We start from the raw sequence: 23,200 nt of genomic DNA, 5'->3' as shown, positions 1-23,200 counted from the left end.
CAGCGGCCTTTGTTTAAAGGCATCATGTTTAAAACAAATGTGATGCCATCCTGTAACCAGGCGTTACAATATTTTCTTAATATTATAAATGTATCACTTCGCCGTAAGCATCAGCGGCGGCTTCCATCACCGCTTCACTCATGGTCGGATGAGGATGTACAGACTTGATGATCTCATGGCCGGTAGCTTCCAGTTTACGGGCGGTCACCACTTCGGCTATCATCTCGGTAACATTATAGCCCAGCATGTGCGCGCCAAGAAACTCGCCGTATTTAGCGTCAAATATCACTTTAACAAAGCCATCCTTTGCACCCGCAGCGCTAGCCTTACCAGATGCTGAGAAAGGAAACTTACCTACTTTAATGTCGTAGCCTGCTTCTTTTGCAGCTTTTTCGGTGTAACCTACAGATGCAACTTCAGGCGAGCAGTAGGTACAGCCCGGTATGTTATTGTAGTCTAGAGGCTCAGGGTTGTGGCCGGCTATTTTCTCAACGCAAATGATACCTTCGGCAGATGCAACGTGTGCAAGCGCCTGCCCTTTTACAATGTCGCCAATTGCATAAACGCCTTCAACATTAGTTTTGTAGAAATCGTCAACCAATACTTTTCCTTTGTCGGTTTTTACGCCATTTTCTTCAAGGCCGATACCTTCAAGGTTGGTAGAAATGCCAATAGCGGACAGTACAATATCAGCTTCCAGCACAACGTTGCCGCTGGCTGTTTTTACATTTACACGGCAGCCTTCCCCGTTGGTATCGACAGATTCAACAGTAGAACCTGTCATGATGTTAATGCCCTGTTTTTTAAGGCTGCGTAATAAACCTTTTGATACCTCTTCATCCTCCAGTGGAACAATGTTATCAAGGTACTCTACAACAGTAACTTTGGTTCCTAAAGCGTTGTAGAAGTATGCGAACTCTATACCTATAGCACCTGAACCCACTACTACCATTGACTTTGGCTGCTGAGGCAACACCATAGCCTGGCGGTAACCAATTACTTTCTTACCATCCTGTTTAAGGTTAGGTAATTCGCGTGAGCGGCCACCCGTAGCTAATATAATGTGCTTAGCTGTAAAATCTTTAGCTGTGCCGTCATTCATTTTAACGGTTACGGTGCCTTTACTCTTAAGCAAGCCGTGACCCATTAAAACGTCTATCTTATTCTTTTTCATCAGGAACTGCACGCCTTTGCTCATACCATCAGCAACGCCGCGGCTCCGTTTGATAACTGCTTCAAAGTTTACTTCGCCGCCCTGCGTGGTAATGCCATAATCGGCAGCGTGGTTAAGGTATTCAAATACCTGCGCGCTTTTAAGCAACGCTTTGGTAGGTATACAGCCCCAGTTTAGGCATATCCCGCCCAGTGATTCTTTCTCAACGATAGCGGTTTTTAAACCCAGTTGCGATGCACGTATAGCTGCAACGTAGCCACCCGGGCCCGAACCTATAACAATCAGATCGTAGTCCATATACTTGATTTATTTTTATGATTAGGAAAGCCAAAGCTAAGTAAAAAGCGGAGAATTGAAAAGTGCCCTTGTTTTTAGGAAGGTTAAATGATAAACAAGGCCTTAATAACAAAGCAACAACCGCAAGTTGTATCAACTCAAGTTTAATGTAAATATTATAGTTAAATTTCATCAACATTTCATTATTGCCTAAATAAGCTGTAAAATGTTGATAAATATATAATTATTGTTAACACTAACTTAACATTGCCCATCAGCCGAATACCTATATTTGTGCCAAATTTTAATCACTTAACGTTTAAACTAAAAAACAGAGTATGAGGAAGCATTTACTTCTATTTATCTTCTCCCTGTTTGCTGCGGTTGCTGCATTTGCACAAACCACAACCAGTAGCATGTCAGGGGTTGTAGTTGACGAGAAGGGTTTGCCGCTGCCGGGCGTTACTATTACGGCGCTGCACACCCCAACCGGAACCAACTACGCCACCGTATCACGTGTGGATGGCCGTTACAACTTGCCTAACTTACGTGTAGGCGGCCCTTACACCGTTACGTTTTCTTTTATCGGCTTTAACACCCAAACACAGCGTGACATCAACCTTACGTTAGGCCAGGAGTTCAAGATCGACTCTAAATTAATGCCGACCAGCACTCAGTTGGGTGAGGTTGTTGTAACCAGCACACAAAACAAGGTTATCAACAACTCACGTACAGGTTCACAGGAAATTATCACCCGTACACAGATCGACCGTTTGCCAACCATCAGCCGTTCTATTTATGATTACACCAAGTTAACTCCATCTGCGAATGGTACCAGCTTTGGTGGTCGTAACGGTAACGGTAACAACTTAACCGTTGACGGTGCTTTGTTTAACAACTCTTTCGGTCTGTCAAGCACTTTAGGTGGCCAGGCAAACTCCCAGCCTATATCTCTCGACGCTATCGAGCAGATCCAGGTTGCAGTTTCTCCATTTGACGTTACCCAGGGTCGTTTTGCAGGTACAGGTATCAACACCGTTACCAAATCTGGTACAAACGAATTCAGAGGTAGCGTTTACTACTACAAACGTTCTGCAGGTTTAGTTGGCTTACATGCCGGAACTGCTGATGTACTTAAACCAAGCGTTGATTACAACCAACGCGGTATCAGCTTAGGCGGCCCCATCATTAAGAATAAATTATTCTTGTTTGTATCTGGCGAGCAGGAAAGAATCAGCGACCCCGCTACATCTTTCACCGCTTTACGTTCTGGTCAGTCAGCAGGTGGCAGTATTTCACAAGCTTCTTATGACGACCTGACCAAACTGCACGATTTCCTTCAAACTAAATACGGTTACGACGCTGGTGCTTTCGAAAACTACCAGTTACGTACACAGTCTGACAAGATTACTGCTAAACTGGACTGGAACATCAACAAGAACAATACTTTATCATTTAAGTATTTTTACCTGAAATCGTTCCGTGATGTGCCTCCAAGCAACTCCGGTGCACAGGGTAGCCGTAGCGCAGGTTCACAAACTTTGCCTTTCTTCTCTTCTTACTATACCATCAATAACAACTTTAACATTGGTATAATGGAGTTGAACACCCGCATCAGCGACAAATTTGCTAATAAGCTGATTGTTGGTTACCAGGCATTGCGCGACTTCCGTGAGTCACCAGGCGGTGGTTCATTCCCGTTGGTGGATATCTTGACTCCATCAGGCACTAACACCTTAACCTCTTTTGGTTACGAGCCGTTCACTGCAAACAACTTGCTGAACACTGATACTTACCAGGCGTCTGATAACTTTACTTACTTTGCCGGTAAGCACGAGTTTAACATTGGCGCAAGCTTTGAGTTAAACAAGTTTAAAAACGGTTTTGCACCTAACTACAATGGTGGTTACCGTTTTGCAAGCCTTCAGGATTTTTATGATTCTGCTAATAACGGCTTGCCTTTGGCTAAACGTTACGATTTCCGTTACTCTGCACTGCCAGGCGGTGAGTTTCCGTTTGCTAACATTAAATCTTACACAATCGGTTTCTATGTACAGGATAAATTCCAGGTAACCGATAACTTTAAGTTAACTTACGGTGTACGTGCAGATATCCCTGTATTTAACACTACCAGCGAGTTCAACTCAAACGCTGCTGCTTTAACTAAATTCCAGGGCGGTTACCAGGTGCTTACCAACCAGTATCCAAAGTCAAGCGTGCAGATATCTCCACGTGTTGGTTTCAACTGGGATGTTAACGGCGACAACAGCACTCAGGTACGTGGTGGTTTAGGTATATTCCAGGGCCCGGTTCCTTACGTGTACATATCTAACCAGGCCAGCAACAACGGTGTGCAGTTTGGTTCATATAGCCTTGTACCGGGAACTGGTGGCGTATTAGCTACTGACCCTCGCCTGATTTTCAACCCTGATGTTAATGCAAACAGGCCAAAGACAGCTGCTGCAAATACATCTTACAACCTGGTAGTTAACGATAAGAACTTTAAGTTCCCGTCAAACTTCCGTGCTAACGTAGCGGTTGACCAGAAATTACCGTTTGGTGTAATTGGTACCTTAGAAGGTATCTACAGCAAGGACATCAATGCTTCTTACTTTGTTAACGTTGCCTTGCCTACAACCGGTACAACACTTGCTGGTCCTGATCCACGTTTCCGTTACAGCAGCACTTCAGTTTACCCTTCTATTCCAGCTGCTCAGGGTGGTAACACTGCTGCTAACCCTAACATTACTGATGCTATTGTTACTAAAAACACCAGCAAAGGTTACACTTACAGCATCACAGGCCAGTTACAGCGTACTTTCAAAAACCTGTATGTGAGCCTGGCTTATACATACCAGGATGCACGTTCGGTTAACGACGGTGGTTCTATCGCTCAGTCAACCTGGAGAGACCGCCCGGTTACTAACGATCCTAACGCTGACATTGCACAGTACACCAACTTCCGTCAGCCAAACCGTATCATCGGTGCTATATCTTACCGCAAAGAGTATATTGGCCATTTGGCAACTTCAATTGGTTTAACTTACGAAGCTGCTAACGCAGGTTCTGCTTCTTACACCTACAGCGGCGACGTTAACGGTGACGGACAAACCAGCAATGACCTGCTTTACGTACCAAAAGATGCTAATGACATCATCCTGGTAAAAGATAATAGCAGTTCTTTCACCGACCCTCGTTCTACTGCCCAGATATGGGGCCAGCTAAACGCTTACATTAACCAGGATCCTTACCTGAGCAAGCGTCGTGGTAAATATGCTGAGCGTAATGGTTTGGTATTACCTTATTACCACCTGGTTAACCTGAACTTTACTCAGGACCTTTACCAAACAACCGGTAAAGTTAAAAACACCCTGCGTTTTGAGTTCAACATCATCAACTTCGGTAATTTCCTTTACAGGAACTGGGGTAACTTTAAGTTTGTTAACCGTACCGGCATCCTTTCTTTCAAAGGTGTTGACGCCGCTACCGGTAAACCAACTTACTCTTTCCCGTTACTGGATAACAACAACCTGATCCCGCTTACCAACTCATTTGGTAATGGTGTGTCACAGTCTTCACGCTGGCAGGCACAAATCGGTTTACGTTACTTGTTCAACTAAACCGAACTTTATACAAAAGCGAAACCCGGACAGCAATGTCCGGGTTTTTTGTTTTAGATAGTTTAATAGCTTTGCGGTATGAGAAAGCGGTTTCGTATTTACCTGTTCCTGATTATCGCATTTAGTTTTTTGCTGGGTATGCCTTACCACACGCTTGCGCTTGAGGTAACCTCAATTTCTTTTATTGGCACACCCGGGAGGGCTACAACAGACATTATAAAAATAGTATTGCTGGTTTTAGCACATTTGCTCCTCATCTCCCTGTTGTTCATAAAAGACTCAGGCAAGTATAAATACTACCTTATCATTTTCCCGCTGGTATTCTTGCCGGTTTACTTTTGGAATGCCTATGTGATTTATTCAGTTGAACCCAGGCTATATTCATGGCTGCTGCCTTATGGGGTAGCTTACTTTCTGGCGGTAAGTACTTACTTAAGGCTGGCGAATACTTCAGCTGATAATGATTAAGGTTTAAAAGTGCCGAACAGCCTATCCCAAATAGAAGTATAAAAGCCGAAGTTGTAATTTATGTCGGCATGATGATCGTGATGGAACGACGAAGTGCCAATGAATTTTAACAGCGCATTGCTTCTGTACTTAGCCGGCAGCGGCTCTGTTCCCAAATGTCCGGCGATGCCAAAGGCTACGTTTACGGTGAGATAAACGGCTACCGCGTAAATGTTAAAGGAATAAACAATAAGCAGGATAAGCCAAAGCGCACCAAAACTAACCGTCTCCAGCGGGTGCAGCACAAACAGGTCTATAGGTGTGGGATGCTCGTATTGATGATGAAACCTGTGGATTGGTTTATAGAACACCGAGTGATGGATGAAGTAATGGAAAACATACATCAGGAAATCCATACCTATAAATAGCAGCAGAAAGTGTGGCAGGATCGTCCATGAGAAGTCAAACCTAAAAATAATAAAACCGTAGTCCCACAGGCGGAAGCCCAGGTACGTAATTATAGTATTAACCAGGTTAGTTATTATACAAATGCCAAACTCTGCCCGGCTTGGCCAGGCGGCGGACTTTATGCAAAGCTTAAGCGTAAGCCAACCGGCAAAAAGCGCTATAGCTGTTACCGTAAGGTTTTCTGCAAGAAATATCAGCCACAATCGGGTTTCAGATAGTGTAGCTAGAAATTCCAGCATGTGGTGCATAACACTATCTTTTTGGCTAATGATTACTCGTACTCAAAAACGCCAAACTCAGATGTTACCGTTACCTTTTTGTTGTCAGCGGCTTCAACACGGCCAACTATTTGTGCGGGTATGCCGAAGCTCTCGCTGATGCTGATAAGGTTTGCAGCTATTGCTTCTGGAACGTATAATTCCATACGGTGGCCCATATTAAACACCTTATACATCTCCTGCCATGAAGTGCCCGATTCTTCCTGTATCAACTTAAACAATGGTGGGATAGGGAAGAGGTTATCTTTTACTACGTGGAGGTTATCAATAAAGTGCAGCACCTTGGTCTGCGCGCCGCCGCTGCAATGTACCATTCCATGTATCTGGCTACGGTAATCATCCAGAATTTGTTTTATCACAGGCGCGTAAGTGCGGGTAGGCGACAGTACAAGTTTGCCCGCCGTGATGGTTTTGCCACCGCCAATTTCTATTTGGTCAGTAAGTTTTTTACTTCCGGAAAAAACAAGATCGTAAGGCACCGCCGGATCAAAGCTTTCCGGGAATTTGTCGGCAATAGATTTATTAAAAACATCATGACGGGCAGAAGTAAGGCCGTTAGAACCCATACCGCCATTATATTCCGTTTCGTAAATAGCTTGCCCGTAAGAAGCCAACCCTACTATCACGTCGCCGGGTTGAATGTTGTGATTAGATATTACGTCCTCACGCTTCATACGGCAAGTTACGGTAGAGTCGACGATAATGGTTCGCACTAGGTCGCCCACGTCGGCAGTTTCACCGCCGGTGGAATAGATGCCTATTCCTGCATCACGCAGTTCAGCAAGTATCTCTTCGGTACCGTTAATTATAGCGGCTATTACCTCACCCGGTATAAGGTTCTTGTTACGACCTATGGTTGATGATACCAGGATATTGTCGATAGCGCCTACGCAAAGCAGGTCGTCCAGGTTCATGATAATAGCGTCCTGCGCAATCCCACGCCAAACTGATATGTCTCCGGTTTCTTTCCAGTAGGTATATGCAAGTGATGATTTTGTACCCGCACCATCGGCATGCATAATATTGCAGTATTCCGGGTCGTTAGTTAATATATCGGGTACAATTTTGCAGAAAGCCTTAGGGAATATTCCCTTGTCGATATTTTTAATGGCGTTGTGTACATCATCTTTTGATGCAGATACACCCCGTTGATCATATCTTTGCGGAGAAGTCATGGGCAAATATACTGCTAAATACCTTTTTAGGCGGTAATTTTGTTAATTTGCCGCACTCATCCAACTATGTTACGATCTTTAGTTTTCAAACTCAAACGATGGCGGTTAAACCGCACAGCTCAGCGCAACTTTTTAATGTATTGTAGTGTCGTCGCCGGCCTGCTTGGTGGTCTTGCGGCTGTGACTTTAAAGTTTTTAGTACGTTTTATGGAAGATCTGAGCCGCAGCATCTCGTCGCATCTGCCTTACCATATTATATACGTTTTTTTACCAGCGTTCGGTATACTGCTTACAGTATCGTGGCAGCACATTGTTAACCGCGACAAAATGCAAAAGGGGATTGGTAATATTCTTATCAATATCAAGAAAAACCGAAGTAACATCAGGTTCAACAATATATACTCACATTTGGTTACCAGTTCGTTAACGGTGGGCTTTGGCGGATCGTCAGGACTAGAGGCCCCTATCGTTTGCACAGGTGCGGCAATAGGATCAAGGCTGGGCCAGCTTTTTAAACTAACACCCTACGAGAAGACGGTGCTGATTGCCTCAGGTGCCTCGGCAGGTATAGCGGCAGTATTTAACAGCCCTATAGCCGGTGTGCTTTTCTCATTAGAGATACTGATAGGGGAGATAACCATACCAACATTTATCCCTTTGCTTATCGCTTCTGCCACAGGAGTGGTGGTTTCCAAAGTGCTGTATTCAGGGCAACTATTTCACCTGGTAACTGAGGGTTGGGTAATAAGTGCACTGCCCTTTTATGTTGTACTTGGCCTTTTAAGCGGCTGGGTATCTGTTTATATTGCCAACATTGCCGGAAAACTAGAGAATGGCATCTTTTTAAAACAAAACCGTTATATACGGGCAATATCCGGTGGGTTAATACTTGGTCTTATCCTCATTGTATTTCCCACACTTTTTGGCGAAGGGTACCACTACCTGCAGGCAATACTCAACGGGAACCTGGAAGCCCTGAAAGAAGAAACCTTTTTTGGCGAATGGCTTTCTGAGCCTTTGCTGATGCTGCTTTTTATTGCTGCTTTGGTGCTTATGAAAATTGTAGCGGCAGGTATTACCATCGGCTCGGGCGGCAATGGTGGTACTTTTGCCCCCACCATGTTTACAGGTGCTTTCCTTGGGCTGTTTGTGGCTTTTGGTGTTAACCAAACAGGGTTAATTCATCTGAGCGCAAGTAACTTTATAGCTGTGGGTATGGCGGGCGCACTCAGCGGAGTACTGCACGCACCATTAACGGCTATATTCCTGATAGCAGAGATAACGGGCGGATATGTGTTGTTTATCCCGCTGATGATTGTTTCGGCTATGTCATACATCATATCGCGGCTTACTAATCCGCATAATATGTACTGGCACCACCTGGTACATGAGAATAATATACACCCGGGGCAGGACTACAGTATGCTTAATGCAATAAGCCTCGAGAATATTATCAACCGGAGTTTTACAGCCGTTACACGATATACACCTATATCTGAACTTCATCAATTACTGGCCAATACAAACGCAAACATCTTTCCTATTTTGGATGGTTCAGGAGCTTTGGAAGGTGTTATATGGATGGACGAAATACGTAAGCACATTTTCTCTCCTAACCTCGAAGACGAAACTGTGGCCGATATAATGGTGTCGCCCCCTGCCACTATACTGGTTACCGATAATATAAGTACGGTAATGGAGCTTTTTGACAAATTTGATGTATGGCAATTGCCGGTAGTTGAAGAAAATAGATTGATCGGGTTTGTCTCCAAATCTGCCCTGCTGGCAAAATACCGGGACATCATCGTAAGTCAGCAACACCAGACAGATTTGTTCGCGAACAATTAACTCTAAAGGCATTAACAAGAAAGAGCGGCTTTCTACCAGACAGCCGCTCTTTTAATTAACAGATCATTAAGCCTGTTTTTACCTGTAATAAAACAATCACTTCCAAAATTACTTTGTTTTTACTTGTTTTTTCACTGCGGTTTTTAAAGGTTGCTGAAGAAAAATAAGTATTTAAAACGCTATAATTCTGCGGTTTATACAGGTTATTACACCCATTGTGTAAGCGTTTAAACAAGTGTTCATTTCAATTAGGCGCTAAAAAAACTGAACACTTTTGAACATTACCACCCTTATTTAATAAACAGCAGCTCCCTGAATTTAGGCAGCGGCCACATGGCATCATCTACCAGTTGCTCTAGTTTGTCCACGTTATAACGAATAGGCTGGAAGTAGCTTTTTACATTCTCATCATAGCTGATAGCGCGCTCGCGAATGTCTTCAATAGCATTTGCCTTCTTACGTTCGCTTATCATCTTTTCCACATCATTCTTTATTGTGTTGATGTGACCCGCGATACGGCTGATAATATCTAACTGAGCTGCGTAAGCGCTTTCATCTAAGCCAATTTCTTTTAACCCCTTTACGTTTGTAATAAGCTTAGTTTGGTACTCCAAAGCCGCTGGTATGATGATATTGAGCGTTAGCTCGCCAATAACCCGGGCTTCTATCTGCAGCTTTTTGTAAAAGCTGTCCAGCAGTATTTCATGACGTGCATGTGCCTCGCGTTTGCTAAACACGCCTGTTTCTTCAAATAGCTCTTCCGCTTTAGGGGATATTAGCGCGTCAAGTGCTTTAGGAGTTGTTTTAATGTTTGCTAACCCGCGTTTTTCAGCTTCGCGCTCCCAATCTTCGCTGTAGCCATTGCCTTCAAAGCGGATAGCGCGTGATTCTTTAATGTACCGTTTGATGATGGTCATTAACGCTACATCTTTTTTCTCGCCTTTTTTAATCAGTTTATCTACATCAAACTTGAATTTTTTAAGCTGATCTGCCACTATCAGGTTCAATATGGTCATAGGGCTGGCAGAGTTGGCTGATGAGCCTACTGCACGCAGTTCAAACTTATTGCCGGTGAATGCGAATGGCGACGTACGGTTACGGTCGGTATTGTCCTTTAATATCTGTGGTATTTTAGGAATACCCTGCCAAAGTGAATTTTCCTCCTTGATCTTTTTGCTTAGGCGAGAGGTATCTATCTCATCTAATACATCATTAAGCTGACTACCCAGGAATATGGATATAATCGCCGGCGGTGCTTCGTTAGCACCCAAACGATGATCGTTGTTAACCGAAGCAATAGATGCACGAAGCAAATCGGCATTCTCATGTACTGCCTTTATAGTGTTTACAAAAAACGTGAGGAACTGGAGGTTGTTTTTTGGCGTTTTCCCTGGCGACAGCAGGTTTTTACCCGTGTTGGTAATCATACTCCAGTTGTTGTGTTTACCGGAGCCGTTTATTCCCGCATATGGCTTTTCGTGAAGCAACACCTTAAAGTTATGGCGCGCTGCAACACGGTCCATAATATCCATTAATAGCTGGTTATGATCTATAGCAAGGTTTATTTCTTCATATATAGGTGCGCATTCAAATTGTGACGGTGCAACTTCGTTATGACGCGTTTTTAACGGTATCCCCAGTTGCAATGCCTCTGTCTCCATGTCTTGCATAAAGGCATACACACGGCTGGGAATAGACCCAAAGTAATGATCTTCCAGTTGCTGGTTTTTTGCAGACATGTGCCCGAACAAAGTGCGGCCGGTAAGGTAAAGGTCAGGTCGGGCGTTAAACAACGCAGTATCTACCAGGAAATACTCCTGCTCAATGCCCAATGATGCATTAACTTTTTCAATGCTCTTATCAAAGTAGTGGCAAACATCCACGGCAGCTTTGTCCAAAGCACTAAGCGCTTTAAGTAACGGAACCTTGTAATCCAATGCCTCGCCGGTGTAGGATACAAATACGGTTGGTATACAAAGTGTGCGGCCTATGATAAAGGCAGGCGACGACGGGTCCCACGCGGTGTAGCCACGTGCCTCAAAAGTGTTACGTATACCGCCGCTGGGGAAACTGGATGCATCCGGTTCTTGCTGTGCCAAAGCGTCGCCGCTAAAGCGTTCTATAGCGCCGCCATCTGCGGTAGGTTCAAAAAAGGCGTCGTGTTTCTCGGCAGTACTGCCGGTAAGCGGCTGAAACCAGTGTGTGTAGTGGGTAGCGCCTTTGCTCATCGCCCAGGAGCGCATGCTGGAGGCTACCTGCTCTGCAAGCTCACGAGGGATTGTTTCTCCGTTATCAATAGAGTTAACAATTCCGGCGAAAGCTTCAGATGATAGATACTCTTTCATCTTGTGCTTATCAAATACATTAGCGCCAAAGTAGTCTGAAATTTTGCTTGATGGTGTTTTTAGTTCTGGTATCTCGCGATTGCTTGCGTCTCGCAGTGCCTGGAAGCGAATGTTGGGCATGGTATATGAATTGGTTACGCCAAAAGTAGAAATTCTCCTAAAATAATACTACTAAGTATTGTTAGTCTAGCCATTGCGATACCCGCTAAAATCATTTCTAAATTCTTATAAAATTTACGGTTATAATCATCTTTACCCTAATTTTTTATCAATATTTCTATATAACTAGTGTTTTATTTTGTATTTATCTCATTTTTACCGGGTTTTTTTCGCTTAAAACTAATATAATTAGGTTTTTTATAAATTTAATTCGAGTATATAGTTATATGTTGTGTTATTTGTTGCTGTTACAAACATTTCAAACAGCAATAATTATATTTTTTGCTATTTTTTATAAATATTAATTTGTTTTTAGTTGTTAAATATCTATTTTCATGAAAAATTGATAAGTAATACAAAATCTATAGAGATTATTATTATTCAAAGAAGCTTTTGAGATGGATAAAGTAGGTGTAAGGGTAAATTGGTGAGAAAAGTTGATGGTGATTAAGCTCCTTGTGATTTAATTGTAGTTGATTGAGTGTTTTTGTCGATGATTAATATGTAACCCACAATTAATTACTATAAACAACAAATTCTTTATCATGAAACAAAAACTTTTACTTTTATCTTTATTTGCAGCCGCAACGTTTACAGCCAGCGCACAAGAGACGCCTAAAGCGGATCCGCCTCTGGTGATTTCAGGATCCGTTGACACCTACTACAAATACGATTTTTCCGGTTACAGAAACCCAGCCAACAATAGCTCAAACATTGGTACCAGTTTCGCCAGCGATCAAAATTCGGTATCTATTGGTATGATAGATCTCGGTTTAAAGAAAAAGGTAGGTAAAGCAGCGTTCGTAGGAGAGCTAAGCTTCGGTCCGCGTGGCCAGGCGCAGTCTATACCTGATGCTGGCAGTAACGGGCAGTCGTTTCATATTCAAAACCTTTACGTATCATACGATCTTACCGACAAATTTACGGTTACGGGTGGTTACATGGCAACCTTCGTAGGTTACGAGGTAATATCGCCTGTTGGTAATTTCAACTACTCTACGTCTTACCTGTTTACCAACGGCCCATTCCAAAATGCAGGTTTAAAAGGTACTTACGCTTTCTCTGATAAGGTAAGCCTGATGGCGGGAATCTTTAACGACAGCTGGAACAACTATACTTCCACAAAGGACGTATCAACATTTGGGGCGCAGTTGTTTGTGAGCCCGGTAACCGGCTGGACCGCTTACCTTAACCTGGTATCAGGAAGTACATCGGGTACTGAAGTAGACCTTACAACCGCATACCAAATCACCAGTGCTTTTAAACTAGGCCTGAATGCTGCAGATTTTAACGCGCCTAACAGCAACGGCGGCTTCCAGGGTGTTGCCTTGTATCCGCAGATTGCAGCCAGCTCAGTAGTGTCCTTTGGTTTAAGAGGGGAGTACTTTAAGTATAAAGACGGTGGCCCTAGTGTTAAAGCATTCACTTTAACATCAAATATCAAAGCTGGCCCGCTAACCGTTATTCCTGAGGTAAGACTTGATCATGCTAATACAGAATCATTCGTAAACAAAGACCTGATGGGTAAGAAATCTGCATCGCAGTTTGTACTTGCTGCAGTTTACGCCTTCTAAAATACCGCGACTAATAATTAAGTTTATCTTTAAGCCATCTGTATTTATACAGGTGGCTTTATCTTTATTGTATGAAAAAAATCATCCTCTTCCTTATATTAGTAACATCTGTCTGCATTGCGTTTGCACAAACAGAATCCCTCCAATTAGATGAGAACAGTAAAAACGTTTACTACGCAGTGGTGGAGAAAGCCGGGCTTAATGCGGATAGTCTGTACATGCGTGGTTTAAGCTTCGTAAGTAAGTACTACGATGATGATCTGGCGAAAAACCAAACGCAAAATGCTATAACAGTAAAAGGTAGATACGTGGTGTATACCAGTTCGCTCGCATCAAAAAAACAAGGTGGAGATGTAACCTACAAATTGTCCATCGAAACCAAAGATGGGAGATATCGATACAAGTTTACCGATTTTGTATTTACACCTTATAAGATAGACAGGTATGGCAATATGGTAGCAGTACCAGGTATATTCATACCTGCGGAAAAACTATCCTCGAAAGTGGCTGCAAAGGATGCGGAAAGTTACTTAACACAGATTGCTGCTGCTTGTAAGGAAACAGCCGACAGGCTGAAACAAGAGATGGATAAAGTGCCAGCTTTAAAGAAGGCTGAGGTTTTGAAGAAAGTTGATACAGAAAAGTGGTGATCATGCCAAATAATAATTTTAATAAAAATGCTTTTAACATATTAAATTTGTAATTTGAGATTAATACAAATGTTTATTTTGCAAAAGTTCGATTAACGCCAACTTTTTGTGTTGCAATATCGTTATATTAGAAAATTAAATTCTAAACGTTATGCTAAACACAAAATTTGATTTGTACAACACCGAGTGGCTTGATGTTGTATTTACCGACCGAAACAAGGAATACGGCGCTTATGAACTGCGAAACAGCTATTCCTCTACTATGGCTAAAGCTATGGGGCACACCTTTGGCACAGTTGCATTTTTATGCACCGTTGCTTTCATTATTGCTCGATATACGCCGATAGAAGATGTTGTTAAAATGATTCCGGTGAAAATGGATGATAAGGTCATTAAAATAATCCTACCTGAAAAAATTGCTCAACCGAAGCAACCAAAGCAAAGTACCCCTGCTAAACAACTGCCTGCAACATCTACTACAAAACTTACCTCCTTCGTGGTTACTAAGCAAACAGTAACTGAAGAACCCCCGATCATCGACCAGATTAAGGGTGATATTGGCAGCACAACCACAAAAGGTGTAGATGGTCCTGCACTAGCACCGCCAGCAGATGGCCCTGTGGGCCCACCAGCTGCTCCGCCGTCTACCGGAAATGAACTGGTGCCCTTTGAAAGTTTGGAGGCAATGCCCGAGCCTATGGGCGGATTCGACGCATTCTCTAAATTCTTAGGAAAAAACATGCATTTTCCGTCACAGGCTGAGGACGCGGGAGTATCCGGCAAAGTCATAGTAAGCTTTGTTGTCGAAAAAAATGGTGAGCTCAGTAATATCACTATAGTAAAAGGAGCAGGTTACGGGTTTGACCAGGAAGCTGCACGGGTACTTAAGTTAGCTAAGGCCTGGAAGCCAGGCAAACAGAACGGCCAGCCGGTAAGGGTAAGATACCAGATTCCTATAAATTTTCAGTTACCAGTAGAATAATGGCCGGTGGGATTTTAGTAGCGGAAGTATTTAGTAGATGTGAAGTGATGATTTAACGTGATTATATTAAGCAAATCCCATTTAGTCCTGGTGTTTAGTTTAGCTCCGGTAACTTTGTAAAGTTGCCGGAGCTTTTTGTTAATAGAAAGAGGAACGTTAACTAACGTCGAGCGTAAGCTTTCGCCTTTTACCTTTCGCCTTTCACGGCTTTTTTCTACCTTTGCACATCCTTTCATCTAAACGATAACTACATTGGAGCAGCAGGAATTAACCACCGTTGAAACCGCCAAAGATCTGGGCCTTTTACCGCAAGAATTCGACAGAATAAACGAGATAATGGGCCGCGTACCCAACTTTACCGAGCTATCTATTTTCGCGGTAATGTGGAGCGAGCACTGCTCATATAAAAACTCTATCACCTGGCTTAAAACCTTACCTAAAGATGGCCCGCGCATGTTGGCAAAAGCGGGTGAAGAGAACGCCGGATTAGTTGATCTTGGCGGAGGTATTGGATGCGCTTTTAAGATTGAATCACATAACCACCCGTCGGCGCTTGAACCTTATCAAGGAGCAGCAACGGGTGTCGGCGGTATTAACCGCGATATATTCACCATGGGCGCCAGGCCTATTGCGCAGATGAACTCCCTGCGTTTTGGTGATCTTAAATTAGATAAGACCAAGTGGCTGGTAAAAGGCGTGGTAAAAGGTATTAGCCATTACGGCAATGCCTTCGGCATACCTACAGTTGGTGGCGAACTTTACTTTGATGATTGCTTTAACATCAATCCGTTGGTAAACGCGTTCTCCGCAGGCATTGTTAAGGAAGGTGAAACGGTATCTGCAACATCTTACGGAGTAGGCAACCCTGTTTACATTGTTGGCTCTGCTACCGGTAAAGACGGTATTCACGGTGCTGCTTTTGCGTCGAAGGACATTACTGAAGATTCGGTAAACGATCTTCCTGCCGTACAGGTAGGCGACCCGTTCCAGGAAAAATTGTTGCTTGAAGCTACACTGGAGGTTATTAAGACCGGTGCTGTTGTAGGCATGCAGGATATGGGTGCCGCAGGTATTATTTGTTCAAACTCAGAAATGAGCGCCAAAGGCGAGCACGGCATGGTTATACACCTGGATCGCGTACCTATGCGCCAGGAGAACATGAAACCATATGAGATATTGCTTTCTGAATCTCAGGAGCGTATGCTGATTGTGGTAGAAAAAGGTAAAGAAGCCTTAGTTGAGGCGGTGTTTGATAAATGGGACCTTAACTGTGTTAAAATAGGTGAGGTTACCGACACTAAACGCCTGGAATACTTTATGAATGGTGAGAAGGTTGCTGACGTTCCTGCCGACGATCTTGTGTTGGGTGGGGGCGCGCCGGTTTACCAGCGCGAGTACCGCGAACCAGCTTACTATGCAGAAAATCAGAAATTTAAAATTGAAGATATAGCGGAGCCGGAGAATTTGGTAGATGTTGCTGAGCATTTGATAGCACATCCAAACATTGCATCAAAGCGTTGGGTAACTGATCAGTATGATTCTATGATCGGCCATTCTACAATGACTACTAATCGCCCGAGCGATGCTGCCGTGGTTGCTGTACAGGATACCGAAAAAGCTATTGTATTAACATGCGATTGTAACTCCCGTTACGTTTACGCCGATCCGCAGAAGGGTACCGCTATAGCCGTTGCAGAAGCTGCCCGTAATATTACATGTGCAGGTGGCGAGCCGGTAGCTATTACTAACTGCCTTAACTTTGGTAACCCATACGTGCCCGAAGTATATTGGCAATTTGTAGGTGCTATTAAAGGCATGGGCGAGGCTTGTACCAAGTTTGAAACACCGGTTACAGGTGGTAACGTAAGCTTTTACAATCAGTCCAGTGATGAGGGACCTGTGTTCCCGACACCTACCATCGGTATGCTGGGAGTAATGGATGACCGTACAAACATGATGACGCTTGACTTCAAGTCACCCGGTGATTTGATTTATATGATAGGTGAGTCACAAAACGATATAGCTTCATCTCAATACCTTGCATCTTACCACAAAGTACTAAAGGCGCCTGCACCTTATTTTGACTTAGATAAGGAATATGCCATGCACCAGGTGGTAAAAGAACTTATCAGGCACAAGGTTGTGCAATCAGCTCACGACGTAGCTGACGGCGGTTTATACATTGCGCTGGTAGAATCGTGCCTGCCAAATGCTTTAGGGTTTGACATTGTTACAGATGATGCCTTCCGTAAAGACGCGTTCTTATTTGGCGAAGCGCAGGGCAGGGTAGTGGTAAGCATTGCACCTGATGATCAGGAACGCTTTGTAGAAATGATGGCTACCAGCGAGGTAGAGTTTAGCCTTTTAGGTAACGTAAATGGCATAGGTAACACCAATATTGATGGCGAGCTGTTCGGCAACATTATGGATATCAAAATGGTTTACGATAGTGTGCTTCACGTAAGCCTGGGCGAAGCATAATGCTTAAGCTTAACAAGATACAGCACGTTGCAATTATCTGTTCAGATTATGAGCGGTCTAAGCACTTCTATACCGGAGTGCTTGGACTGAAAGTTGTTCGCGAAGTGTACCGTGAAGAGCGAAACTCTTACAAACTGGACCTGGAAGTGGGCGGACAGTATCAAATTGAGCTTTTCTCGTTTCCTGATCCACCTGCACGTCCGTCCGGCCCGGAAGCGACTGGCTTAAGGCACCTGGCCTTTGAGGTTGACAACATTGATGAAGCTATTGCTCACATTAATGAAAATGGAGTGCCTGCTGAACCTGTTCGCATAGACCCAACCACCGGCAAGCGCTTTACTTTTTTTGCTGATCCTGATGGTTTGCCTTTAGAATTATACGAGATTTAGCTGGAAACCAGAGCTTTCTCGGCATACATCTTAAAGTTGTTGAGGACAGATTGGCAAGCCCGTTGCTGATCTTCTGACGGCATGCTTACATTAGGTTCAAATGTCTCCGTAATCCTTACAGGAGAACTCCCGGTAAACAGGATAGTAGATCGCCTGCCGTCATCTAACTTATACGACATCAGCTGATTAGCTATTACATCTGTATAAACGCCTGCAAAATCGAAGCTGAAGCTACCATCCTTTAAGGCCATCACAAAATTAAACCTGCCCCCAGTCTTGGGATCGTTTTCCGCATGCGGGCAATGCCAATCGTCGGACATTACGTTCCATTGCATAATGTGTTCAGGCCCGTTCCATAGTTGCCATATAGTTTCTATAGACGCGTTTACTTCGGTAGTTACAGTTATTGCGTTCATGTTTTGTCGCTGATGATCAAAGATATAGGCGCTATCATTACATGCAAACGGGTAAATGCGGCAATAGCAGAGGGTAAATGCGACTAATCAACCATTTTGAAAACGCTTATTTTGCTCATATCCAGTTCAATCCTGCCGCTTTCTTCACGGTCAAACATGGGTATGAACTTAGCCCCCCAAACCATATCTGCATACGTGTAAGAGGTTCTGGAATGGACGGTTTGCGAGAAGGTATCATCAAAAGCCTTTAATAGTACCGAAAAAGATGCCTGGGTACGCTCCAGTTCTTCAGGCGTGGCATCTGCTAATGGGCTGTTCTCATCAAGCGGATGTACAATTGTCCAGTTGAGCGTTAGCAGGCTAACTTCCTTTCGCTCAAGTTCTAACGGGAAAAATTTACGTGTAGCTTTGCCATTTACTATCTCGTTGTAGGAGAATATCACCTCCACGCCCAAGTCGATTAACACGTTGCGCCGAAGGTTTGACAACCTGAACATCAGTCCTTTATCACCGTCGCGGTAGGGGCTCACCAGTATCTTGTCGCTGTATACAATTTTTGCTGATGGCTTGGAAAAACGCCCGTAAAGCAAGCCGGTTGCCAGCGCGAATGCCAACAGGCCTACCATTGACTCTATAGCAGCTACCCCATTGGCAGTCACGCCTTTAGGGTTGATATGGCCGTAGCCTACTGTAGAAATAGTCTGCGCTGAAAAGAAGAAAGCGTCTAAAAAATGGCCTAGCGGAGTAGCACCATCAGCGCCTTGAAAGCTATCCATACCTATTGATACATAGATAGTTGCAAAGAAAAGATTGGCAATAAGGTAGCCGGTCAATACAATAAACCAGAACTTACCCCAGCTCATTTTGATGAGGTTATGGTAGTTATCTGCCGTATTGAAGAGGGCTAAACCCTTGCGCTTTACATTGACAGAACCGTCTTTGTTAATAAGCGGCTGACTCTTTATAACCGGCTGAGGGCCAAAGCCTAAGTCATTCTCCGGGTTTACTTTTTGTTCGCGTATTGCCATGTTTGTATCAGCAAAATAGGTAATTATTAGCCAGGTTTTATATTGCCTGGTGACAAAACCTTGTCACCACAATTTTTAGCGATAATCCTTATCTTAGGGACGATGTTTTTGGCAGTAAATTAATTGCTGCTGCCGGGTCGTAAAGTTAAAATCACGAGCAAAAATCTGCAAAAACCACATTTTTTGACCCGCTTTTATTCTTGTTTAACGGCAGCGAGATCCGTTCCGCTGAAATGTGCAAACCTTCCATTGTAAAAGTATCATAAAGCTTGTTTTTAGAAAAAAGTATTTCCATATTTGCTGCGTAATGAACGCGAACGTAGTAAACAATAACTGGTGGTGGCTTAACGAGAATTCGTAAGGCAACCTCATTTTTGTTTTCACAAGATATTTTGAAAGGGTTGCCGTAAGGCGGCCCTTTTTTGTATCCTGACTTTTTAATAGAAAATGTTAAGGATGATAATTAATTAAACTAACAAACGGACTTCCCCTTAGAGGGATCAGGCTCATGAAACAGATACTTAACCACCTTTTCGAACATAAGACCTTCAGCCGGGAGCAGTCTAAAGAAATACTCAAGAACATAGCGCTTGGGCAGTATAACAACTCCCAAATGGCTGCCTTCATGACAGCTTACTGTATGCGCAGCATTACGGTTGACGAACTGGAAGGCTTCCGTGATGCCATGCTGGAACTTTGTCTGCCTATAGATCTTCAGAACGGCGAGCTGGTAGACCTTTGCGGTACCGGCGGCGATGGTAAAGACACTTTCAACATATCGACACTGGCCTCTTTCGTGGTGGCAGGGGCAGGTTACAAGGTGGCCAAACATGGCAACTATGGTGTGTCATCAGGCTGCGGATCATCAAACGTGATGGAGCACCTGGGCTATGTGTTTACTAATGACACGGACAAACTCAAGCGGAGTATAGACGAGGCAAATATCTGCTTTCTGCATGCACCGCTGTTCCATCCGGCTATGAAGACAGTAGCGCCTATAAGGCGTGAACTGGGTGTAAAAACATTCTTTAACATGCTTGGTCCCTTGGTTAACCCGGCCCGGCCGCAAAACCAGATGGTGGGTGTGTTTAACCTGGAGCTGGCGCGGGTTTACGCTTACCTTTATCAAAAATCAGGTATTAAATACACTATTTTGAATGCTCTGGATGGTTATGATGAAATATCGCTTACCTGCGATTTCAAAACCTTTTCGGCCGAAGGCGAAAAGATTAACAGTATTGAGCAGTTGGGTTTTGAAAAGCTGGCGCAAAGTGATATTACCGGCGGGCACACTGTAGCCGAGTCGGCGGATATATTTATGAAGGTTCTTAATGACGACGCCACATCGGCGCGAACCAATGTGGTGCTAAGTAATGCTGCTATTGCTATCCAAACCATTGCGCCAAACAAAAGCTTTGCCGATTGTTTTTACGAAGCAGAGGCGGCGCTTATTAGTAAAAAAGCATTGGCCAGCTTCAAACGCTTGATAGCTAACTAACATGAAAATAAAAGTATGCGGATTAAAGTTTCCGGATAATATTAGCAAGGTGGCGGCACTTTGCCCCGACTTGGTGGGGTTTATTTGTTATGACAGGTCGCCGCGATATATACAGGGTATGGAGGACAGCGATTTGATACCGATAGCTGACAATATCCTTAGAACCGGCGTTTTTGTTGACGCGCCGCTGGAAGAGATAAACGAGCTGATAGAACGTTACAGTTTTAATGCCGTACAACTGCATGGCTGCGAAAGCCCGGACGACTGTAAGATATTAAAGGCACGCCTTAAAGTGATTAAAGCATTTGGCGTAGACGATTGCTTTGACTTCGCCGAACTGGAGCCTTACTATAATACAGTAGATTATTTCCTGTTCGACACCAAAACCGCCGCACGAGGCGGTTCGGGACAAACTTTCGATTGGACCATATTGGATAAGTACACCGGCAGCGTGCCGTTCTTTCTATCGGGCGGGATAAGCCCCGACAATATAGACGAGGTAAAGAACATTAAGCACTCCATGTTTTACGGGGTAGATCTTAACAGCAAATTTGAGGCAGCGCCGGCAGTGAAGGACATTAAAAAATTAGAAGACGCATTTAAGAAGTTAAGAGATGAAGTACGGAGTTAACGAGCAGGGTTATTACGGTGATTTTGGCGGAGCATACATTCCCGAAATGTTGTACCCCAACGTTGAAGAGCTAAGGCAGGAATACCTTAAGATCATAAACGATGAAAGCTTTAAAGCGGAGTTTAACCAGTTGATGCGCGATTACGTAGGCAGGCCATCCCCGTTATATCATGCTAAAAGGTATTCGGAAAAGTATGGCGCTAACATCTTTTTTAAACGGGAGGACCTCAACCACACCGGATCGCACAAAATAAATAATGCCATCGGTCAGATACTTTTAGCCGAGCGTTTAGGTAAAAAACGCATTATTGCCGAAACGGGTGCCGGCCAGCACGGCGTTGCTACCGCTACGGTTTGTGCGTTAAAAGGTATAGAGTGCGTGGTTTACATGGGCGAGATAGACATGGAGCGCCAGGCACCCAACGTATCACGCATGAAAATGCTTGGTGCAAAGGTAGTAGCTGCAACATCGGGCAGTAAAACGCTTAAAGATGCCACTAACGAAGCCCTGCGCGACTGGATAGGTAACCCTGTAGACACTCACTATATTATAGGCTCTGTAGTTGGTCCGTTTCCTTACCCGGAAATGGTGGCCAAGTTTCAGTCCATTATATCCGAAGAGACTAAGAAACAATTGCTGGAGCAAACCGGTACCGAATTGCCGCAGTATGTTATGGCTTGTGTAGGTGGTGGTAGTAATGCCATGGGTATGTTCTACCATTTTCTTGATGACGAAAATGTAAAGCTGGTAGCAGTAGAAGCAGCCGGAAAAGGTGTAGAAAGCGGGCATTCCGCAGCCACTACTTTTTTAGGCCGCGAAGGTGTTTTGCACGGCAGCCGTACCATATTAATGCAAACCGAGGATGGACAGGTGGAAGAACCATATTCCATTTCGGCAGGGTTAGATTATCCGGGCATAGGGCCACAGCACGCGCATTTATATAAAATAAAACGTGCGACCTACGTAAGCATAACCGACGACGAAGCTTTACAGGCAGGCTTACTTTGCTCACAGATGGAAGGCATTATACCGGCAATTGAAACCGCGCATGCATTGGCTTATCTGGACAAGATGACCCTTAAAGCCAGCGACAATGTCGTGATATGTCTTTCGGGAAGAGGAGACAAGGACCTCAATACTTATATCAAGTATTTTGGCTTTTAGGAGTGCCCGTTTACGGCAACTCAATGCCCGGCTCTCCCGAGTATGGGTTTTAAATTGAAATGAAGTACGTGTTCCACTTGTTCTAACAAATTATGTTGTTCTTTCGGTAACGTGTAAGGTGCAAAGTAAAGGTTCAGCTTTAAATCAAAGTTTGTTGCCCATTGAGCTAGTTGCAAGGCATATATCTTGTTTGGAGTAATACCGATGTGGGTTTTAAAGCGATGCAGAAAATTACTGTTAGTTTTACCAACATACAGCACCGATGAGCTTTCACTTTGAGTAGAATTTATTTTTGGTAGCATTATCAACGACGAGCCTTCGCATTTACGTTTCATCTCGTTAATCTGCGAATGAATTTTGCTGCAGTCAAAGGTAGATTCTATATTAAAATAGTACAAGACAGGCATTTGGTTGTTAATACCTTTTTCACGTAATATCTCAATCCAGCTGTTATAATTTTCTACATTAATGTCCTTGGTGTGGAATTGCAAAGATTCAAATTTAGGCGGAGGAAGTTGTGCAACCAATTCCAGGCTGGAGCGTTGAAAGGTTAGCCATTTTTCAAGGTGGGTGGTATATTCGTACATCGTGGAGCT

Annotated in this window: 19 protein-coding genes; 11 read left to right on the top strand and 8 right to left on the bottom strand. The window is 43.8% G+C overall.

Going from position 1 to position 23,200, the window contains the following annotated elements; all coding sequences use genetic code 11:
- Positions 1 to 82 precede the first annotated feature (82 nt).
- Entirely contained in the window at positions 83 to 1,471 is a 1,389-nt protein-coding gene (lpdA, locus tag DYU05_RS04925; protein WP_117381854.1) for a dihydrolipoyl dehydrogenase, read from the bottom strand.
- A gap of 317 nt (positions 1,472 to 1,788) precedes the next feature.
- Between lpdA and DYU05_RS04920 the strand changes: the two genes are divergently transcribed.
- Both DYU05_RS04920 and DYU05_RS04915 read left to right on the top strand, forming a co-directional pair.
- Positions 1,789 to 5,070 (top strand): TonB-dependent receptor, encoded by a 3,282-nt coding sequence (locus DYU05_RS04920; protein WP_117381853.1) that lies wholly within the window; start codon positions 1,789 to 1,791, stop codon positions 5,068 to 5,070.
- 78 nt (positions 5,071 to 5,148) lie between these two features.
- The gene (locus DYU05_RS04915; protein WP_117381852.1) at positions 5,149 to 5,538 is read left to right on the top strand and encodes a hypothetical protein; all 390 of its coding nucleotides are present in this window, start codon (positions 5,149 to 5,151) and stop codon (positions 5,536 to 5,538) included.
- Here DYU05_RS04915 and DYU05_RS04910 read toward each other — a convergent pair.
- Positions 5,535 to 6,224: a sterol desaturase family protein gene (locus DYU05_RS04910; protein WP_235853949.1), complete on the bottom strand. Its 690-nt coding sequence runs from the start codon at positions 6,222 to 6,224 to the stop codon at positions 5,535 to 5,537. The two genes, DYU05_RS04915 and DYU05_RS04910, sit on opposite strands and share 4 nt — an antisense overlap.
- A 32-nt stretch (positions 6,225 to 6,256) precedes the next feature.
- Positions 6,257 to 7,438 (bottom strand): AIR synthase related protein, encoded by a 1,182-nt coding sequence (locus tag DYU05_RS04905; RefSeq protein WP_117381850.1) that lies wholly within the window; start codon positions 7,436 to 7,438, stop codon positions 6,257 to 6,259.
- A gap of 207 nt (positions 7,439 to 7,645) precedes the next feature.
- Here DYU05_RS04905 and DYU05_RS04900 point away from each other — a divergent pair, with 207 nt between their 5' ends.
- Positions 7,646 to 9,286 (top strand): chloride channel protein, encoded by a 1,641-nt coding sequence (locus DYU05_RS04900; RefSeq protein WP_165851998.1) that lies wholly within the window; start codon positions 7,646 to 7,648, stop codon positions 9,284 to 9,286.
- 290 nt (positions 9,287 to 9,576) lie between these two features.
- On the opposite strand, the gene DYU05_RS04890 is transcribed toward DYU05_RS04900, so the two are convergent.
- The gene (locus DYU05_RS04890; protein ID WP_117381847.1) at positions 9,577 to 11,751 is read right to left on the bottom strand and encodes a glutamine synthetase III family protein; all 2,175 of its coding nucleotides are present in this window, start codon (positions 11,749 to 11,751) and stop codon (positions 9,577 to 9,579) included.
- Positions 11,752 to 12,335: 584 nt separating this feature from the next.
- Between DYU05_RS04890 and DYU05_RS04885 the strand changes: the two genes are divergently transcribed.
- The 3 genes from DYU05_RS04885 to DYU05_RS04875 all read left to right on the top strand — a co-directional run bounded on the left by DYU05_RS04885 (position 12,336) and on the right by DYU05_RS04875 (position 14,996).
- A complete protein-coding gene (locus DYU05_RS04885; RefSeq protein ID WP_117381846.1) occupies positions 12,336 to 13,364 on the top strand; it encodes a porin in 1,029 nt (342 codons plus the stop codon).
- A gap of 71 nt (positions 13,365 to 13,435) precedes the next feature.
- Complete coding sequence (locus DYU05_RS04880) at positions 13,436 to 14,014, top strand: DUF4468 domain-containing protein (protein WP_117381845.1); 579 nt, start codon at positions 13,436 to 13,438, stop codon at positions 14,012 to 14,014.
- Positions 14,015 to 14,165: 151 nt separating this feature from the next.
- Positions 14,166 to 14,996, top strand: a complete 831-nt coding sequence (locus DYU05_RS04875; protein WP_117381844.1) for an energy transducer TonB — start codon at positions 14,166 to 14,168, stop codon at positions 14,994 to 14,996.
- A gap of 14 nt (positions 14,997 to 15,010) precedes the next feature.
- Here the strand turns inward: DYU05_RS04875 and DYU05_RS21025 are convergent, their stop codons facing one another.
- Positions 15,011 to 15,232, bottom strand: a complete 222-nt coding sequence (locus DYU05_RS21025; RefSeq protein ID WP_117381843.1) for a hypothetical protein — start codon at positions 15,230 to 15,232, stop codon at positions 15,011 to 15,013.
- A gap of 16 nt (positions 15,233 to 15,248) precedes the next feature.
- Between DYU05_RS21025 and purL the strand changes: the two genes are divergently transcribed.
- Together purL and gloA2 are read left to right on the top strand one after the other, a co-directional pair.
- Positions 15,249 to 17,477, top strand: coding sequence for a phosphoribosylformylglycinamidine synthase subunit PurL (gene purL, locus DYU05_RS04865; protein WP_117381842.1), 2,229 nt, complete (start codon positions 15,249 to 15,251; stop codon positions 17,475 to 17,477).
- Positions 17,477 to 17,866: an SMU1112c/YaeR family gloxylase I-like metalloprotein gene (gene gloA2, locus DYU05_RS04860; protein WP_117381841.1), complete on the top strand. Its 390-nt coding sequence runs from the start codon at positions 17,477 to 17,479 to the stop codon at positions 17,864 to 17,866. The genes purL and gloA2 overlap by 1 nt, the downstream gene beginning before the upstream one ends.
- Here gloA2 and DYU05_RS04855 read toward each other — a convergent pair.
- Entirely contained in the window at positions 17,863 to 18,282 is a 420-nt protein-coding gene (locus DYU05_RS04855; RefSeq protein WP_117381840.1) for an SRPBCC domain-containing protein, read from the bottom strand. The genes gloA2 and DYU05_RS04855 overlap by 4 nt on opposite strands.
- An 83-nt stretch (positions 18,283 to 18,365) precedes the next feature.
- Complete coding sequence (locus DYU05_RS04850; protein ID WP_117381839.1) at positions 18,366 to 19,310, bottom strand: ion channel; 945 nt, start codon at positions 19,308 to 19,310, stop codon at positions 18,366 to 18,368.
- A 508-nt stretch (positions 19,311 to 19,818) separates the two neighbouring features.
- On the opposite strand from DYU05_RS04850, the gene trpD reads away from it, so the two are divergent.
- Genes trpD through trpB form a run of 3 tightly spaced genes read left to right on the top strand, consistent with a single transcriptional unit; the run spans position 19,819 to position 22,604 of the window.
- Positions 19,819 to 20,808, top strand: a complete 990-nt coding sequence (gene trpD / locus DYU05_RS04845; protein ID WP_117381838.1) for an anthranilate phosphoribosyltransferase — start codon at positions 19,819 to 19,821, stop codon at positions 20,806 to 20,808.
- Position 20,809: 1 nt separating this feature from the next.
- Positions 20,810 to 21,439 carry a phosphoribosylanthranilate isomerase gene (locus tag DYU05_RS04840; RefSeq protein ID WP_117381837.1) on the top strand — a complete coding sequence of 210 codons (630 nt, stop codon included), beginning with the start codon at positions 20,810 to 20,812 and terminating at the stop codon, positions 21,437 to 21,439.
- The gene (trpB, locus tag DYU05_RS04835; protein WP_117381836.1) at positions 21,423 to 22,604 is read left to right on the top strand and encodes a tryptophan synthase subunit beta; all 1,182 of its coding nucleotides are present in this window, start codon (positions 21,423 to 21,425) and stop codon (positions 22,602 to 22,604) included. The genes DYU05_RS04840 and trpB overlap by 17 nt, the downstream gene beginning before the upstream one ends.
- 20 nt (positions 22,605 to 22,624) lie before the next feature.
- Here trpB and DYU05_RS04830 read toward each other — a convergent pair whose 3' ends face one another.
- Positions 22,625 to 23,191 carry a hypothetical protein gene (locus DYU05_RS04830; protein WP_117381835.1) on the bottom strand — a complete coding sequence of 189 codons (567 nt, stop codon included), beginning with the start codon at positions 23,189 to 23,191 and terminating at the stop codon, positions 22,625 to 22,627.
- Positions 23,192 to 23,200 lie beyond the last annotated feature (9 nt).

It is taken from the genome of Mucilaginibacter terrenus (genome assembly GCF_003432065.1).
Lineage (GTDB): Bacteria > Bacteroidota > Bacteroidia > Sphingobacteriales > Sphingobacteriaceae > Mucilaginibacter > Mucilaginibacter terrenus.
This window is presented reverse-complemented; position numbering and strand designations above follow the sequence as displayed.